Origin of the sequence: Rhizobium sp. BK098, assembly GCF_014193155.1 — a bacterium.
Classification (GTDB): domain Bacteria; phylum Pseudomonadota; class Alphaproteobacteria; order Rhizobiales; family Rhizobiaceae; genus Rhizobium.
The window spans coordinates 1-16,296 of record NZ_JACHYY010000018.1; the positions used below are offsets into that span (position 1 = coordinate 1).

Here is a 16,296-nt window from a genome sequence, read left to right on the forward strand (position 1 = left end):
GTATGCTTGCCCCTGAACGGGAGGCTCAATGATGTTGCGAAACTGCATTGCGAGAAGTTCACCTCAGTCACAGACTTTGTCAACAGGACCTAGGATTAGGTGTCTTGCAGGATGGCTCCGGTTCTCGCATTAGAATAGAGAACCACCTAGAGTCAGGCCGTTTCAATCTTCGTCTGATAACGAACCAACATCCGCTCGCTGGCGAAAACGGCGAAGAGTTGATCAACATACGCGTTGATGCCGCAAACGTTGAAGATGTTTCTAAAATCGTTAATCGCCGTAGAAAAGAACTTAAACTCCCGCCCTTGACCGAAGAACAAATGTCTTCAGTAACCAAGGACATTCAAAGGCAGCAAATCGAGCGTCCTGAAGTCGTCCACACGCTAAAAGTTGATTTGGAGAACTACAGGCGAGGGATTGCGAAAATCGCCTATGAAGCGGCTCATCTTTGGCTGGGAGATACCTTTCTCGAAGACAAAAGAGCGCAACTTCTCCGACACTTTATCTTAGAAGGTGCCGAAGATTCACTGGCGGGAACGATAGGCTGGAGCGAAGAGATACCATTTGGCAAAGCATGGTCCTCCGAGCCAGATTCGCACCTCGTGTTTATAATGCGGATAGGCCCATCTTTGACGGTGGGTGTCCGGGTTTTTGGTGCGTTGTATGCTGTCGTCGCAGTTACTGAAAATCCTGAATTGTACGCAGTTCCCCACAACGACAATTTCTATTCATGGAATCCGGCAACCCAAAAAGCTCGGCGTGGATCGCTATATGAAGAACTTCTTCGCCAAAGCCGTCTCCAATTAAGCCAGACGCCTCAAAACTAAATCGGCTATGACATCGGGATCTTAACTTCGGTTGACGAGTATGCGCGAAAGCGGCCGTCACGACCCCAATTCCGCTACAATCCCCCATTTAAACCCTTCTCCCATCACATCCATCCTGGCCCGGGAGAGCACCCTCATGTCGAAACTACGCGTCGCTGTTCTGTTTGGCGGTCAGTCCAGCGAGCATGAGGTTTCCGTCATGTCGGCCCGCAATGTCGTCAAGGCGATCAATGGCGGGCGATATGAGATCGTGCCGATCCTGATCGATCGCGCTGGTCGCTGGCTGCTGGTGGAGGAAAAGGGCGGCGTGCTGCCGGAGCCGATTGCCTATGAAGGCACGGAAGTCTGCCTGGTTCCGGGCGGCAAGGGCCGGCTTATGGCGCTGGAAGGGTCGAGCGCGCGCGAGCTGCCTGCGGTCGATGTGCTGTTTCCGGTGCTGCATGGGCTGAACGGTGAGGATGGCTCCATTCAGGGCCTTGCCCAGATCGTCGGCCTGCCCCTCGTCGGCTGCGGCATTCTCGGCTCGGCCAATGCGATCGACAAGGATATGGCAAAGCGCCTGCTGCGCGAGGCCGGCCTGCCGGTGGCACTCTCCCTAACGCTGACGCGCGGCGACAAGCCTGATTTCGATGAGATCGTGAGTAGGCTCGGCTCGCCGGTCTTCGTCAAGCCCACGCGCCAGGGCTCCTCGGTCGGCGTCAGCAAGGTGCAGGATGCCGCAGCGTTCGAGAGAGCACTGGCCGAGGCTTTCCGACATGACCGCAAGGTGCTGGTGGAAGAATTCGTGCGCGCCCGCGAGATCGAATATGCGGTGCTGGAGCAGCCGGATGGCACGCTCTTCGTCTCCGTACCGGGCGAAATCGCCACGGCGGCGACCCACGGCTTCTATTCCTACGAGGCGAAATATCTCGATCAGAACGGCGCCGTCGTCACCGTGCCGGCGGATATTCCGGCTGACACGGCAGAGGCGATGAAGCGCATGGCGGCGGACGGTTTTCGCGCGCTCGGATGCGAAGGGCTGGCGCGCGTCGATTTCTTTTTGCGGCCGGACGGCAGCGCTGTCATCAACGAGATCAACACCATGCCCGGCTTCACCAATATCAGCATGTATCCCAAGGCCATGGACGCCTCGGGCATTTCCTATCCGGAACTCATCAGCCGGCTGATCGAGCACGGGCTGGCGCGAGCGCGGCAGGGGTAATGCAAAGGGGCGGCTGGCTTTAATGCCGCCCGCCCGTCAGACCTTTTCCTTCTTCTTGGTCTTGACCTTCGGCTCGGCGGGCGCATCCGGCGTCGGCGCGAGCAGCTTTCTCAGCGAAGCGATCTTGTCCTCCACCAGCGGGCGGAAGCGGCTGGCGCGATAGGGCATGTCGGCGGCGCCATAGCCTTCCGGGCCATCATCATTGCCGCGATGGATCTCTTCCAGCTTGACGCCGATGAAGGTGCCATCGACATAATGCGTGTACTCGCCGACCCAGCGGATGGTGTAGATCGTCCCCTTGCGGATCAGCTGATCGATGCTGACATGCTTGAACTTGTCATCGATGCAGACGACCTTCTGGCCCACATGGAAATCGTAACTCACCCTGCCCTCCTTGAAGCGACTGAAGCGATCTGCCGCGCCGTTCACTTACAAGCATATCCGCATATGCGCCAGTGGGTAAACGTGGGCAGACGTCGCAGTCGCGATCGATGTATCGGCGGGGGAATTGCATATGGACAGAAGAGCCCCTCATCCGTCCTCTCACAGTCTCGCTTCGCTCGATTGTTCGAGTCCACCTTCTCCCCGCACGCGGGGCGAAGGGGTTTGACTGGATCGCCCCCTCTCCCGTCAAAACGGGGAGAGGGCTGGGGTGAGGGGCATTTTTATATTTCATATCCAGCGGCCCGACATGACTCGGTGACAAAGCAATCCGTTGACATCCTTCATGGAAGGCTGAAGATTGCGCTTCATCCGAGCCGCCGCAAGGCCTCACGTCCATTTCCATATCCGATACCCGCAAGGCCCGCCGAAGGCTTTTCCGCCAATGCCCACTCTCCGCCTCATTGCCGATGATTTGACCGGCGCGCTCGATACCGCCGTCGAATTCGTCGGTGTCTACGGGCCGATCGCGGTCGAGCGCAGCGATGCGCTTTCCACGAAGCTGCCGGATTGCCTGGCGATCGACAGCGGCACCCGAGAGAAAACGGCCGCCGAAGCAGAGGCGATCGTCGGCGGCATTGCGCCGTTGCTGCAAGGCGCCGATCTCGCCTTCAAGAAGGTGGACAGCCTGTTTCGCGGCCCTTGGGCGGCGGAATTGGCCGCCTGTTTCCGGCTCGGCCACTGGCGGCATTGCATCCTCGCGCCGGCCTTTCCGCATCACGGGCGGCATACACGCGGCGGCCGGCAGGTGCTTTATGCCGGCAAGGACGCCTGGCGCGACATCAGCGGCGATCTCGTCGCGCATCTGCGAGCCGAGGGATTGCCGGCCTTCAACGCGACGCCCGATAGCCTCGAAAACCAGTCCATTCCGGATGGCATCCATGTTTTCGATGCGCAAACAGATGACGATCTCGATGCCGTCATCGCATGGGTGTCGTCGCAGCTGGAAGGGCCAGTCCTCTGGAGCGGCACCGGCGGGCTGGCCCGAGCGCTGGCACGCAATATCGAGTTGGCAACGCATCATCTGCCTCGCGCCCAGAAAAGCGCGGGTGAACGACGCTCCGCGCCATCGGTCCCTATCTCGCGCAAGCTGCAAAGGCCGGTGCTCGGCCTCTTCGGCTCGGACCAGCCGATCACGCTCGCGCAGCTCCAGGCCTGCGGTCCTAACTGGCTGAGGCTTGCGGAAGGCGCGGATGCCGACGCCATCGATCATCAAATCCGGCAAAGCGGCGTCGCCATGGTCAGTCTCGACCTGCCGACGGGGCTTGAACGCGACGATGCGGCCACGCGTATCGCGGCGACTTTCGGCGGCATGGTTAGGGCATTGCCGGCCCCGGGCACGCTGATCGTCGCCGGCGGCGAGACCTTGCGCAATCTCTGCTCGGCGCTTGCCGTGACCGCCCTCAGCATCACCGGCCAGGCCGCACCCGGCCTCCCCCGCTCGACGATCGTTGGCGGTCCGTGGCAAGGCACCACGGTCATCTCCAAGTCTGGTGCCTTCGGCGGCCCGACCCTGTGGCGCGACCTCTTGAATGAAAACGGGCTGATTGCTGGAGGAGAAGAACCATGACGCGGCATCTGGCGATCACCATGGGTGACCCCGCCGGCATTGGCCCGGAAATCATCGTCAAGGCTGCGATGCGGCTGAAGGGTCGGCTTGAGCAGGGTAAGTTGAAACTTACAATTATCGGCAGCGGACCTGCCCTGCGGCTCGCTGAAAAGCAGCTTGGCCTCGATATCGAGATTCCCGAGACTGAGATGGAGGGCGACTGGCCGAACCTCTGCTTCATCCAGGCTGATGCCGAGGGAGAACCGATCCTGCCGGGCCGGCTTTCCGCCGATGGTGGACGCATGGCGTTCAAGGCGATCGAAAAGGGCGTCCAGCTGGCGCTATCGGGCAAAGTCGGCGGCATCGTCACGGCGCCGCTCAACAAGGAAGCCCTCAACAAGGCCGGCTTCCATTATGCCGGCCATACCGAGCTGTTGGCGGAACTGACCGGCGCGCGCGGTTCTGTCATGATGCTCGCCCATGGCAATATGCGCGTCAGCCACGTCACGACCCATGTCGCGCTGGAGGATGTGCCGAAACGCCTGACGCCCGAACGGCTGCGGCTCGTCCTCGACCTCACGCACAAGGCACTCAAAAACCTCGGCATCGCCACCCCGAAGATTGCGGTAGCAGCGCTTAATCCGCATGCCGGCGAAGGCGGCCTCTTCGGCCGGCAGGATATCGACATCTCCGCGCCGACCATCGCCAAGGCGGTATCCGATGGGCTCGATATCGTCGGTCCCGTTCCCGGTGATACCGTCTTCGTCAAGCTCCGCGCGGGCCAGTATGACGCCGTTATTGCCATGTATCACGACCAAGGGCATATCCCGGTCAAGCTGCTGGGTTTCGAGATCGATCCCGCGACGGGTAAATGGATGGATCTTTCCGGCGTCAACATCACGCTCGGCCTGCCGATCGTGCGCACCTCGGTCGATCACGGCACCGCCTTCGATATCGCCGGCAAGGGCATCGCCAACGAGCGAAGCCTGATCGAGGCGATCGAATTCGCTGAAAGGTTGGCAGCCGGCTGACATTTTGGTTTCGGCTCGACCGAGGTCGCCGAAAAATTTTCAAAAGCTTTGTCGGCCCTGCCGCTTCTCCTTCGTCCTAAGGGCATCCAATCGGAGAGAGGAGTACCAAATGTCCAAGATTGCCCCATGCCTGTGGTTTGCGCGAGAAGCGGAGGAAGCAGCGAACTTCTATGTCTCGCTCTTCCCCAATTCCCGGATCGATCATGTGCAGAAGAACATTGTCGACACGCCCGCCGGCAAACCCGACGAGGTTCTGGTCGTCAACTTCACGCTTGCCGGCCAGCGCTTCATGGCACTGAACGGCGGCGACCGCATCGAATACAATCATGCGATCTCGCTGGAGGTGGATTGCGCCGACCAGGCTGAGGTCGACCGCCTTTGGGACGGTCTTGTTGATGGCGGCAGGCCGGTGGAATGCGGTTGGGTGACGGATCGCTACGGTGTCTACTGGCAGGTCGTTCCGACGGTGCTCAGCAAGTATATCGCCGATCCGGATCCGACCAAGGCGGCCCGCGTCATGCGAGCCCTTATGGGGATGGTCAAACTCGACATTGCCGGCCTCGAAGCCGCCTATCGCGGCTGAGCGGGGTACCCCTTCGGGAAGTTACACAAGGTGCGACCTCCCGAAGAGGATGCCGAATCTTTCTGCAATTTCAGCGGTTCAGACCAATGCCGGCGCCCGTAAGACTTGCGGCAACTCGATGCTTGGAATACCGTTCGTTATAGGCTCGTCAAAGGCGAGTTTCTCGACACCACTCAAGGGATTGGCTGCCGCGCCGTTTAGACACGACCGGCAGGAAACGGCTGATTTCATGCAGCAGCAAAGAGACCGCATCGATCTCACCGGACGCGACTATACCGCGATCTATGCGCTCAGCGACATCCACGGCTGCCATGACGAAATGGTGGAAGCGGAAAGACGCATCGTTGCGGATGCCCGCAATCATCCAGGCCGAAAACTGCTGATGTTTCTCGGCGATTATGTCGATCGCGGCCCACGTTCCAGCGATGTGCTCGCGCATCTCAGCGCGCCGCCGCCCGAGGGCTTCGACCGCTATGCGCTTTGCGGCAATCACGACGATGTATTCCTGCGCTTTCTCGATGATCCCGAAACCAATAGCCACTGGCTCGAATTCGGCGCACTGCCGACACTCGCCTCCTATGGCGTCGATGCCAGACATCTTCTCTTCGACCTTGGCTATGACGTCCGGCAATTGCGCGACGTAATACTGAACGCCATGCCGCCGACGCATGTCGATCTGCTGCGTTCACTGGCTATAGCCGTCAGTTTCGGCTCGACGCTCTTTGTCCATGCTGGCATCAAGCCCGGCATCCCCTTGAGCGATCAGACAGATGAGGATCTGATGTGGATCCGCGAACCCTTCCTGTCGGAAGGACCGCAATTGCCGCTGCTGGTCATCCACGGCCACACACCGCATTCGCGTGCCACCTTCGGCTTGGGCCGCATCGGCATCGACACGGCCGTTTCCATGGGCGGAAGCCTGACGATCCTCAAGATCGCCGATGGCAGACCGACAATCCTGCAGTCGATCTGAACGGTTCAAACAAATATCCCGGCTCGAAGCCGGGATATTTGTTTCTTTCAGGCGTGCTACTCCGCCGCCACCGCCGGCGGCAGCTGAACCGTATTGCCCTCTTCCTCGTCAGCCTGCTCGCTGGCAACCGGCTCCGCCGACTTGCTCTTGGGATCGCGGCCGAAGAACAGGGCATAGCCGGCAGGCAGCACGAAGATCGTCAGCACGGTCGCAACCAGGATACCGCCCATCATGGCGTAGGCGAGCGGACCCCAGAAGACACCGCGCGAGATCGGGATCAGCGCCAGCACAGCCGTCAGCGCCGTCAGCATGATCGGCCGGAAACGACGCACGGCCGAGCCGATGATCGCTTCCTTCCGGTCCATGCCCGCCGCGATATCCTGGTCGATCTGGTCGACGAGGATGATCGAGTTGCGGATGATGATGCCGAGCAGCGCGATGACGCCGAGGATCGCGACGAAACCGAAGGGCGCACCGCTGATCAGGAGGGCACCGGCCGCGCCGATGATGCCGAGCGGGCCGGTGGCAAGCACCAGCATTGCCTTGCCGAAGTGCTGCAGCTGCGCCATCAGGAGCACGACGATGATGACGAGCATGATCGGCGCCTTGGCGGCGATCGAAGCCTGGCTTTCAGCGCTGTCTTCAGCACCGCCCTGGATCTCGATCTTGTAGCCGGCCGGCAGGCTGTTCCTGAGATCGGCCATGTCGTTGTAGAGCGTGGCTGTCACATCGTTCGACTGCACATTGTCGGGTAGGGTTGCCCGTACGCTGATGGTCGGCAGGCGGTCACGGCGCCATTCTATGCCCTGCTCCATGACAGGCACGATCTTGGCGACCTGCGACAGCGGCACGAACCCGCCGCTATCGGTCGGAATATAGACCGAGTTCACCGAGGTCAGCAGATGGCGGCTCGCATCAGGCTCGCGGGCGACGATCCCGACGGTTTCCTCACCCTCGCGATAATTGTCGAGGGTGAAGCCGGACATCGAGGCCTGCAGCATCTGGCGGATGCGCTGTGAGGTGACGCCGAGCGCGCGGGCGCGGTCCTGATCGATCACCAGCTTCATGGCCGGCACCGGCTCCAGCCAGTCGTCATGGATGGCGCCGAGCAGCGGGTTTTGGGTAAAGCGCTGCTTCACCTCGTCGGCAATATGGCGAACCTCCTGCCGGTCCGGACCCATGACGCGCAGCTGCACGGGCCAGCCTGTCGGCGGACCAAGGAACAGACGGTCCACCTTGCCGCGCACGGATGGGAAATCGGCCGCCAGAATGCCACGTAGCTTGGTGATCAGCCGCTCGCGAGCCGGCTCGTCCTTCGCCATGACCAGCATCTGGGCATAATTCGGGTTCGTCAGCTGCTGGTCGAGCGGGAGGAAGAAGCGCGGCGCACCTTGGCCAACATAGGTGGCGATGAAACGCTTGTCCGGATCGTCAGCCATGCGGGCTTCCAGTGCCTGGGCCTGGCGCTCGACTTCCTTGATGCTGGTGCCTTCAGGTAGCCACAGGTCCACGAGGATTTCCGGACGCGACGACTGCGGAAAGAAGTTCTGCGGAATGAACTGGAAGGACCATAGGCTGCCAACGAAGGCGGCAAGCGTCAGAAGCAGAACAATAACGCGGTGGCGCACGGCCCAGGCAACCGAGGAGTGCAGGCGCCGATAAAAGCGGGTGTCGAACACGTCATGGTGCTCGCCGGCATGATGGCGCTGCTTGAGGATCATGTAGCCGAGCCATGGCGTGAAATAGACCGCCACGAACCAGGAGACGACCAGTGCGATGCCGACGACATAGAAGAGCGAGCGGACATATTCGCCTGCTGTCGATGCCGCAAATCCCACGGGGATGAAGCCGGCCGTGGTAATCAGCGTACCCGTCAGCATCGGGAAGGCGGTGGAGGAATAGGCGAAGCTGGCAGCATCGAGCTTTACGAGCCCCTCTTCCAGCTTGCGCTCCATGAGCTCGACCACGATCATGGCGTCGTCGACGAGCAGGCCGAGCGCGATGATGAGCGCGCCGAGCGAAATGCGCTGCAGGTCGATGCCCAACTCGTACATGATGGCAAAGGTCGCAGCTAGTACCAGCGGGATGGCAATGGCGATCACGAGGCCGGAACGCCAGCCGATCGACAGGAACGAGACGATCAGCACGATGACGAGAGCTTCGCCGAGCGCATGCATGAATTCGCTGATGGCATCGGTGACGACGTCAGGCTGGTTGGCAATCTGATCGACCTGAACGCCGACTGGCAGCGAGGCTTCGAAGCGCTTGTAGGTTTCTTCCACCGACGTACCGACATCGGTCACCTTGAAGCCTGGAGCCATGACGACCCCGAGCTGCACGCTTGGATGGCCGTTGTAGAGGAACTTGGCCGTATAGGGGTCTTGCAGCCCCGCGGTGACGGTGGCGATCTCGCCGAGACGGGTCACCTGGCCGCCGGCGTTGAGCCGCAGGTTCTTGATATCCTCTATCTTGTTGACATCGCCCTCGACCGAGATGCGCACGGAGCGGGTGCTGGTATCGACATTACCGGCCGGATCGACGTTGTTCTGGCCGATAATGGCGTTCTTCAGATCGTTGAGCGTCAGTCCGCGTTCGGCCAAAACCTTGGAGGAGACATCGATATAGATCTGCTCCGCCTGGTCGCCGATGATGGTGGCCTTCTCGACACCCGGTGTCGAAAGCAGCATGTCGCGCGCCTGGATGGCGAATTTCTTCAGCTCCGGATAGGTGTAGCCGTCGCCGCTGATCGAATGCAGCGTGATGAAGGTATCGCCAAATTCGTCGTTGAAATAGGGGCCGAGCAGGCCGGAGGGCAGCTCGTTGCTGATATCGCCCACCTTCTTGCGGATCTGATAGAAGGCGTCCTTCACCTCAGCGGTGTTGGTGTCGCCCTTGATCTGGATGGTGGTGATGGCAAAGCCGGCGCGGGTATAGGATTTGACCCAATCGAGATGCGGCGTTTCCTGCAGCTTGCGCTCGATCTTGTTGACCACCTGGTCTTCCATGTCCTGCAGCGAGGCACCGGGCCAGACGGTTTGCACGACCATGACGCGGAAGGTGAAATCCGGATCTTCCTTCTGGCCCATATGGGTGAGGCCAAGCGCGCCAGCGACGATGATGAGCCCGAAGAGGAACCGCGCGATGCTTGGATGGGCGATCGCCCACCGCGACAGGTTGAAACGCTTCCTCTCACCGGAGGTGCTATTGATGGACATAATCTCGTCCCCCTCGATCCGGGTCAGCGTACGATATCCGCCGAGGCGGCGTTGATTTCTGCGGAAGCCTGCTGGGCTGATGCAACCGCAAGCTTGACCTTCATGTTCTCGGTCATGAATTGCGTGCCGGCGGCAACGACGACATCGCCGGCTTTCAGGCCATCGGCGACCCTTACGCCGTCATCGGCGAAATCGGCAACCTTGATGGCCCGGGAATGAACTGTGCCGGCGCTGCGATCGACGAGCCAGACGATCTGCTTTCCGTCTTTCTGCGCGAGAGCGCTGAGCGGAATGGAAACATAGGGTTGGGTATTGTCGGCAAGCGCCTCGATCGTCGCGGTCATGCCAAGCAGCACGCGCGGATCGTTCGGCACGCTCACGCGCACAGCGAAGGTGCGCGACTGATCGGCACTGCCGGACACTTCCCTCACCTTTCCATTGAGCACGAGGGCGGCGTCGGACCAGAAGCGCGCCTTGACGTCCTTGCCGACCTTGAATTGGGCGATGTCCATTTCCGGGACAGCGACTTGCACTTCCTTCTCGCCATCGACAGCAACGGTGATGACGGGTGTACCGGAACTGACCACTTGGCCGACATCGGCATTGATTGCAGTCACGATACCGTTCATGTCGGACGTCAGGTCGGCATAGGCGACCTGGTTCTTGGCTTCGCTCAGTGCCGACACCGCAGAATCCCGGGTCGAGATGGCCTGCTCGTAGGAAAGTTCCGCCTGTTCGAGCTGCGACTTGGAGGTGACATTCTTGTTAAAGAGTGTCTGCGCACGCGTGCGGGCAAGCTCGGTCGTCTGCACCTGTTTCTCGGCCGCATCCAGATCGGCCTGCGAGCGGCGCACCGCGAGAATATAGTCGGTGGCGTCCATGCGGGCGATCACATCGCCGGGCTTTACCTTCTGGCCAATATCCACCTTGCGCTCTACGATCTTGCCGTTGACGCGAAACCCGAGATTCATTTCAGTGCGCGCTCGAACGGCGCCGGAATAATCAAGCTTGCGCGTCGTGTCAGCTTGAGCGATTTCAACGACCTTGACCGGCCGGACCACCTCCGCCGTCTCCTCTTTCTTCTCATTGCAGCCCGTAAGCCCAAGCCCGAAAGCGGCAAAGAGAGCCGCACCGGCAATGGTCCGTAAAGTGTTGGTCGTCAGCGAAACCATGTCGCTCTCCTAAAGTCGAACAAAGAGTGAGAGCACGCCGGACATCCGGAGCGCACCGTTATTTCTTCAAAGCCCTGATGACAAATTCGATGATATCCTCGGGATCCGCCTGGTAGGGCTTGGCAAGGCATTGCGCCACCATCTGCGGATGACAGAGATCGACGGTGGTCGCAGCAAAGCATTTGGCGGCAAGATGCGGGTCCTGTTCGGCGAATTCGCCGGCAGCAATTCCCTCCGCGATGATCTCTGCGACCAACGCCTGCGTGCGCTCGATATGCTTTTCGATGACGTGCCAGTCGCGCTCGATGGCCACGATGACCATCTCGTGAACCTTCTGCTCATCGAGCATGGTCTCCAATATCATCTTGTACTGGGATAGCGCGTAGGTTCGCAGCCGCTCGGTCGCGCTGATTGGGCGATTGCGGATGGCGAGAGCCATCTGGTAGCTCTGGCCGAGCATACGCCCACAGATAGCCTGGTGGATTTCCGTCTTGGAACCGAAGAACCGATAGATATTCGCCGTCGACATGCCGAGATCGCGCGCAATATCGGCTACGTTCGTCTTGCTGTATCCGTAGTGGCGAAACAGCCTTTCAGCGGCATCGAGAATGCGCGTGATGTTTTCCTGACGGGCAGGATCGGCGTTGACATCGGAAAGCTCGAGCATGAAGGAAGCCTGATAGATTACGAGTGACGATTTTCAATTTTCGTCACTCGTAATCTATCAGAGTGCCGATGTCAAGAAGCCGCCCACAACCGTAGGCAGCTTCAGATGCTACTGAATAAACCGATGATGTGGCGAAGAACTTGAAACAACAGTTAAACGTTCAACAACGTTCCTTGCGGAACGGGCTAAAAGTGTCAGGCATTTTGCCGCAGGCTGATCGCCGCGTGATCAGGCGCCTACAAAAGCCGGATGGAAACGCCGAATGCTGAAATAGCCAACAAACAGGCAGACCACCAAAAGCGCCACCTGCGCCGCAAGGATCGGCGGCTCGTTACCGGTAGGCGCCAGCGCATTGAGCGTCGGAATCTTCTGGAACGATTGGATGATGAGCACCAGACAGTTGAAGAACAGCAGCACGAGCGCGCCGATCACGAAGACGGCACGCCATAAGCCGGCAAGATGGAATGTGTAACGCGCCAGCGCCGTCGGAATGAAGATCAGCAGACAGATGATGCCGACGATGATCGCCGGCGTCACGCCATGAAACGGGAACAGAAAACCCGTCAAGCTGGTGAGAGCCGTCGTCAGCATATAGACGAGCGTCGAGCGGTTATGACGATCGGCGGTGAGAAAGCCGTAGGCTACCACGATGCCGCTGATGATGGCGACCAAGCTGATGACGACGTGAATCAAGAGAATTCCAGACATTCGCCCCTCCAAGGGGCATTGCATTCCGATAGAAATGACAGCCCAACGCCCCGAATGCGGAATATATACGAAACGCGCCGCGCCAGCCAGCGCGACGCGAAGGTCCGAAAAGGCCGCTTAGGCGGCGTGAACTTCCAGAGAGATCGGAACGGAGGCAAGCGCCTTGGAAACCGGGCAACCGGCTTTCGCCTTGTTGGCAAGCTCGGTGAAGGTCGCTTCATCGGCGCCAGGCACCTTGCCGGTCAACGTCAGGTGGATGGCGGTGATGGCGAAGCCGCCTTCGACGCTTTCGAGCGTGACCTTGGCCGTCGTCTCCATGCTTTCGGCGGTGAAACCGGCCTCGTTGAGGATCAGCGACAAGGCCATGGTGAAGCAACCCGCATGAGCCGCGCCGATCAGCTCTTCCGGATTGGTGCCAGCAACGCCTTCGAAACGGCTGGCGAAGCCGTAAGGATAGTGATTGAGTGCGCCGCTTTGGGTCGAGATCTGACCCTTGCCGTCCTTCAGACCGCCCGACCATTGAGCCGAACCCGTACGATTGATCTGCATGTCGTTCTCCTTGTCGTTGAATGAACTTGGGGAGGCGGTCCCGCCTCCCGGTAACGATCGACGGCAGGCGGAACGGCCGCCTGCGTCGTCACCTTAATCCTTCTATCCCTCGAAGACGACGCCGCAGTAACAGCAGGGGCGCCGACTTTGAAAAGCCTGGTGGTCGCGGATTGTTCCCAAACGGCTGGAATGCAGCAGGCTAAATCATCATACAAGAATATTGCCAATGTATGATGATTAGCGTATCCTGATCTCAATGCGAAAAGGGAAGGTGCCAACACGCCCAGCTCCCTCGCAGCGAGAGGTTTCCGCAGAGAATGCGGAATGGTGCGGAGGAAAAAGCGTGGAATCGCTGCAAGGGCAGGAGCATGGCGCGTTGGCCAAGCCTGAGCGTCGTCCGCGTGTGCGTAAGAATGTGACGGCGGCAATCGCTGAAGACATCTGCGCCGAACGCTATTCATCCGGCTCGACCCTGCCGCGCGAAAACGATCTTTGCGAAATGTACGGCGTCAGCCGCACTGTTATCCGCGAATCCCTCAAGGTGCTGGAATCCAAGGGCCTCGTGCGCGGCAAGCCGCGCATCGGCACCACTGTCTGCGACAGGGATGACTGGAACATTCTCGACCAGGACGTGCTGGAATGGATGGGTCCCTATATCGCCGATTTCGATATTCTCGGCTCCATCCTCGAGGCACGCCGCACCATAGAACCCGCCGCGGCAGAATATGCAGCCGAGCGCGCCACGGCTCGCGAAATTGCCGACCTGGAGAGCGCATGGCAGCAGATGCGCGACAGCGGCGATGATCCGGAAGGCTTTACCGAAGCCGACGTGACGTTCCACAAGCTGCTGCTCAACGCCAGTCACAACCAGGTGTTTCGCCGTCTTTCCAGCGCCATGCATGCCGGCCTGAAATATGCGCTGCACGCCTCCAACGTCGCCGCCGACAGCCGCGACGAAGCAATCGCCGTGCACGGCGAACTCGTCGAGGCCCTGCGCCTTCGCGACCGCGATGCGGCGCGCGTCTGCGCTCACCGCATGCTCGATCTTGCCGCCCGTGATCTCGCCGTCGAACGACGGCTGGACAAAGGCCGGAAAACAAATCCCGCAACCCAGAGATCTGCGGCATCGCGCCGCTGACACAACCCAAAGCCAAACGGAATCATTCCCATGAAAATCACCAAGCTGACGACCTATATCGTTCCCCCGCGCTGGCTGTTCCTGAAGATCGAGACCGATGAAGGCATCGTCGGCTGGGGTGAGCCCGTGGTCGAAGGCCGTGCACTGACCGTACAGGCGGCTGTCCACGAGCTGGAAGATTATCTGATCGGCAAGGATCCGTTCCTGATCGAAGATCATTGGAACGTCATGTACCGCGCCGGCTTCTATCGTGGCGGCGCCGTCCACATGTCGGCGCTCGCCGGCATCGACCAGGCGCTCTGGGACATCAAGGGCAAGGCGCTGGGACAGCCGATCCATTCGCTGCTCGGCGGCCAGGTGCGCGACAAGATCAAGGTCTATTCCTGGATCGGCGGCGACCGTCCCTCGGACGTTGCCAACAATGCCAAGGACGTCGTCGCCCGCGGCTTCAAGGCGATCAAGCTCAATGGCTGCGAGGAAATGCAGATCGTCGACACCTATGACAAGGTGGAGAAGGCCGTCGAAACCATCGCCACCATCCGCGAGGCGATCGGCCCTTATATCGGCATCGGCGTCGATTTCCACGGCCGCGTCCATCGGCCGATGGCCAAAGTGCTCGCCAAGGAGCTCGAACCCTACAAGCTGCTCTTCATCGAAGAGCCGGTGCTGTCGGAAAACCGCGAGGCGCTGAAGGAAATCGCTAATCATTGCTCGACGCCGATTGCGCTCGGCGAGCGCCTGTATTCTCGCTGGGACTTCAAGTCGGTTCTGTCGGACGGCTATGTCGACATTCTGCAGCCCGACCTGTCGCACGCCGGCGGTATCACCGAGTGCCGCAAGATCGCGGCGATGGCCGAAGCTTATGACGTGGCGCTTGCCCCGCATTGCCCGCTCGGCCCGATCGCGCTTGCCGCCTGCCTGCAGGTCGATGCCGTCAGCTACAATGCCTTCATCCAGGAACAGAGCCTCGGCATCCACTACAACAAGGGCAACGACATTCTCGACTACATCTCCAACAAGGAGGTGTTCCAGTATGCCGACGGCTTCGTCAGCATTCCCCAGGGTCCCGGCCTCGGCATCGAAGTCGACGAAGCCTATGTTATCGAACGCGCCAAGGAAGGCCATCGCTGGCGCAACCCGGTCTGGCGCCACGAGGACGGCAGCGTTGCGGAGTGGTAAGACCACGCTCGTCACCTGACGGACGAGACACCGCATATCTCCAATGATGAAAGGCCCGATGGCAGCAGATCTGCGCTATCGGGCCTTTTCTTTAGACGGTGCTCTCTTGGTCCGGCACCTTCCCCCTTTGCCGCCTGGCGGCGAAGGTGATTTTCGAGCGGTTTAGCCAAGTTGGCTCGCCCTCAAAAAAGTTGCGCCTGCAGTATCGGCGCAGATACTGCAGGCGCGTCATGCGTCTCAACAAGCCCCCAGGGAGACGCATTACCGGAGCATGATCACCAAAGGCGTGGAGTGCCCTTTAGCTTGGACCATGCTCAAGCAGGCAATTTCAAACTACTCCCGCTCGCCGGTGAAGTTCAGCAGCAGCTGGAAGATATTGACGAAGTTCAGGTAGAGCGACAGAGCACCGAAGACGGCAAGCTTCTGCTGCGATTCCTGATCGTAGTTTTCGGCATACTGTTCCTTGATGTTCTGCGTATCCCAGGCGGTCAGGCCGACGAAGACCACGATACCGATGACCGAGATGGCGAACTGCAGCGCGCTCGAACCCAGGAAGATATTGACGATGCTGGCGATGATCACACCGAACAGACCCATCATCAGGAACGAGCCGATGTTGGAAAGGTCACGCTTGGTCGTATAGCCGTAGAGGCTGGTCGCGCCGAACATGGTCGCGGCAATGAAGAAGGTGCGCGCGATGCTCGTACCGGTGAAGACCAGGAAGACGGAGGCCAGCGACAGACCCATGACAGCGCAGAAGGCCCAGAACATCATCTGCGCCATTCCCGCCGACATCGACTGGATGCGGAACGAGAAGAAGAACACGAAGGCAAGCGGCGCCAGCATGACGACCCACTTCAGCGGGCTCTGGAAGATCGGCACATAGAGCGCCGGCGTCGTGCCGACGATCAGCGCGACGATTCCCGTCACGACAAGGCCGATACCCATGTAGTTGTAGACGCGCAGCATGTGCCGGCGCAGCCCCTCGTCGAAGAGCGCCTGAGAGCCGGCGGCGGCTCCGTAGCCGTATCGCGGATTGGTCGGGTTCATGGTCGTTCTCCTT

General features: G+C 60.1%; 15 protein-coding genes. 8 read left to right on the top strand and 7 right to left on the bottom strand.

Annotation, left to right across the window (positions count from 1 at the left end; all coding sequences use genetic code 11):
• The first annotated feature begins 104 nt into the window (after window positions 1-104).
• Entirely contained in the window at window positions 105-827 is a 723-nt protein-coding gene (locus FHT73_RS27435) for a hypothetical protein (RefSeq protein ID WP_183716150.1), read from the top strand.
• Window positions 828-963: 136 nt separating this feature from the next.
• Complete coding sequence (locus FHT73_RS27440; RefSeq protein ID WP_183716152.1) at window positions 964-2,028, top strand: D-alanine--D-alanine ligase family protein; 1,065 nt, start codon at window positions 964-966, stop codon at window positions 2,026-2,028.
• 36 nt (window positions 2,029-2,064) lie between these two features.
• On the opposite strand, the gene FHT73_RS27445 is transcribed toward FHT73_RS27440, so the two are convergent.
• Window positions 2,065-2,412 (bottom strand): CAP-Gly domain protein, encoded by a 348-nt coding sequence (locus FHT73_RS27445; protein ID WP_112410135.1) that lies wholly within the window; start codon window positions 2,410-2,412, stop codon window positions 2,065-2,067.
• 442 nt (window positions 2,413-2,854) lie between these two features.
• Between FHT73_RS27445 and FHT73_RS27450 the strand changes: the two genes are divergently transcribed.
• The 4 genes from FHT73_RS27450 to FHT73_RS27465 all read left to right on the top strand — a co-directional run bounded on the left by FHT73_RS27450 (window position 2,855) and on the right by FHT73_RS27465 (window position 6,605).
• Entirely contained in the window at window positions 2,855-4,039 is a 1,185-nt protein-coding gene (locus tag FHT73_RS27450) for a four-carbon acid sugar kinase family protein (RefSeq protein WP_112602979.1), read from the top strand.
• A complete protein-coding gene (gene pdxA / locus FHT73_RS27455; protein WP_112602981.1) occupies window positions 4,036-5,049 on the top strand; it encodes a 4-hydroxythreonine-4-phosphate dehydrogenase PdxA in 1,014 nt (337 codons plus the stop codon). Before FHT73_RS27450 ends, pdxA begins: the two co-directional genes overlap by 4 nt.
• Before the next feature lie 109 nt (window positions 5,050-5,158).
• A complete protein-coding gene (locus tag FHT73_RS27460; protein WP_112602983.1) occupies window positions 5,159-5,632 on the top strand; it encodes a VOC family protein in 474 nt (157 codons plus the stop codon).
• Window positions 5,633-5,861: 229 nt separating this feature from the next.
• The gene (locus FHT73_RS27465) at window positions 5,862-6,605 is read left to right on the top strand and encodes a metallophosphoesterase (protein ID WP_183716154.1); all 744 of its coding nucleotides are present in this window, start codon (window positions 5,862-5,864) and stop codon (window positions 6,603-6,605) included.
• A gap of 56 nt (window positions 6,606-6,661) precedes the next feature.
• On the opposite strand, the gene FHT73_RS27470 is transcribed toward FHT73_RS27465, so the two are convergent.
• From FHT73_RS27470 to FHT73_RS27490, 5 genes are all read right to left on the bottom strand, one after another.
• Window positions 6,662-9,820, bottom strand: coding sequence for an efflux RND transporter permease subunit (locus FHT73_RS27470; protein WP_183716156.1), 3,159 nt, complete (start codon window positions 9,818-9,820; stop codon window positions 6,662-6,664).
• A gap of 23 nt (window positions 9,821-9,843) precedes the next feature.
• Window positions 9,844-10,992 (bottom strand): efflux RND transporter periplasmic adaptor subunit, encoded by a 1,149-nt coding sequence (locus FHT73_RS27475; protein WP_183716158.1) that lies wholly within the window; start codon window positions 10,990-10,992, stop codon window positions 9,844-9,846.
• A gap of 58 nt (window positions 10,993-11,050) precedes the next feature.
• Window positions 11,051-11,659: a TetR family transcriptional regulator gene (locus FHT73_RS27480; protein ID WP_112410090.1), complete on the bottom strand. Its 609-nt coding sequence runs from the start codon at window positions 11,657-11,659 to the stop codon at window positions 11,051-11,053.
• Between the two features lie 228 nt (window positions 11,660-11,887).
• Complete coding sequence (locus FHT73_RS27485) at window positions 11,888-12,367, bottom strand: hypothetical protein (RefSeq protein ID WP_112413455.1); 480 nt, start codon at window positions 12,365-12,367, stop codon at window positions 11,888-11,890.
• Between the two features lie 117 nt (window positions 12,368-12,484).
• A complete protein-coding gene (locus tag FHT73_RS27490; protein WP_004117925.1) occupies window positions 12,485-12,916 on the bottom strand; it encodes an OsmC family protein in 432 nt (143 codons plus the stop codon).
• A gap of 343 nt (window positions 12,917-13,259) precedes the next feature.
• Here FHT73_RS27490 and FHT73_RS27495 point away from each other — a divergent pair, with 343 nt between their 5' ends.
• Both FHT73_RS27495 and dgoD read left to right on the top strand, forming a co-directional pair.
• On the top strand, window positions 13,260-14,054 hold the full coding sequence (locus FHT73_RS27495) for a FadR/GntR family transcriptional regulator (RefSeq protein ID WP_183716160.1): 795 nt from the start codon (window positions 13,260-13,262) through the stop codon (window positions 14,052-14,054).
• Between the two features lie 30 nt (window positions 14,055-14,084).
• Complete coding sequence (dgoD, locus tag FHT73_RS27500) at window positions 14,085-15,233, top strand: galactonate dehydratase (protein WP_092712672.1); 1,149 nt, start codon at window positions 14,085-14,087, stop codon at window positions 15,231-15,233.
• A gap of 333 nt (window positions 15,234-15,566) precedes the next feature.
• On the opposite strand, the gene FHT73_RS27505 is transcribed toward dgoD, so the two are convergent.
• Window positions 15,567-16,283, bottom strand: a complete 717-nt coding sequence (locus FHT73_RS27505; RefSeq protein WP_183716162.1) for a Bax inhibitor-1/YccA family protein — start codon at window positions 16,281-16,283, stop codon at window positions 15,567-15,569.
• Window positions 16,284-16,296 lie beyond the last annotated feature (13 nt).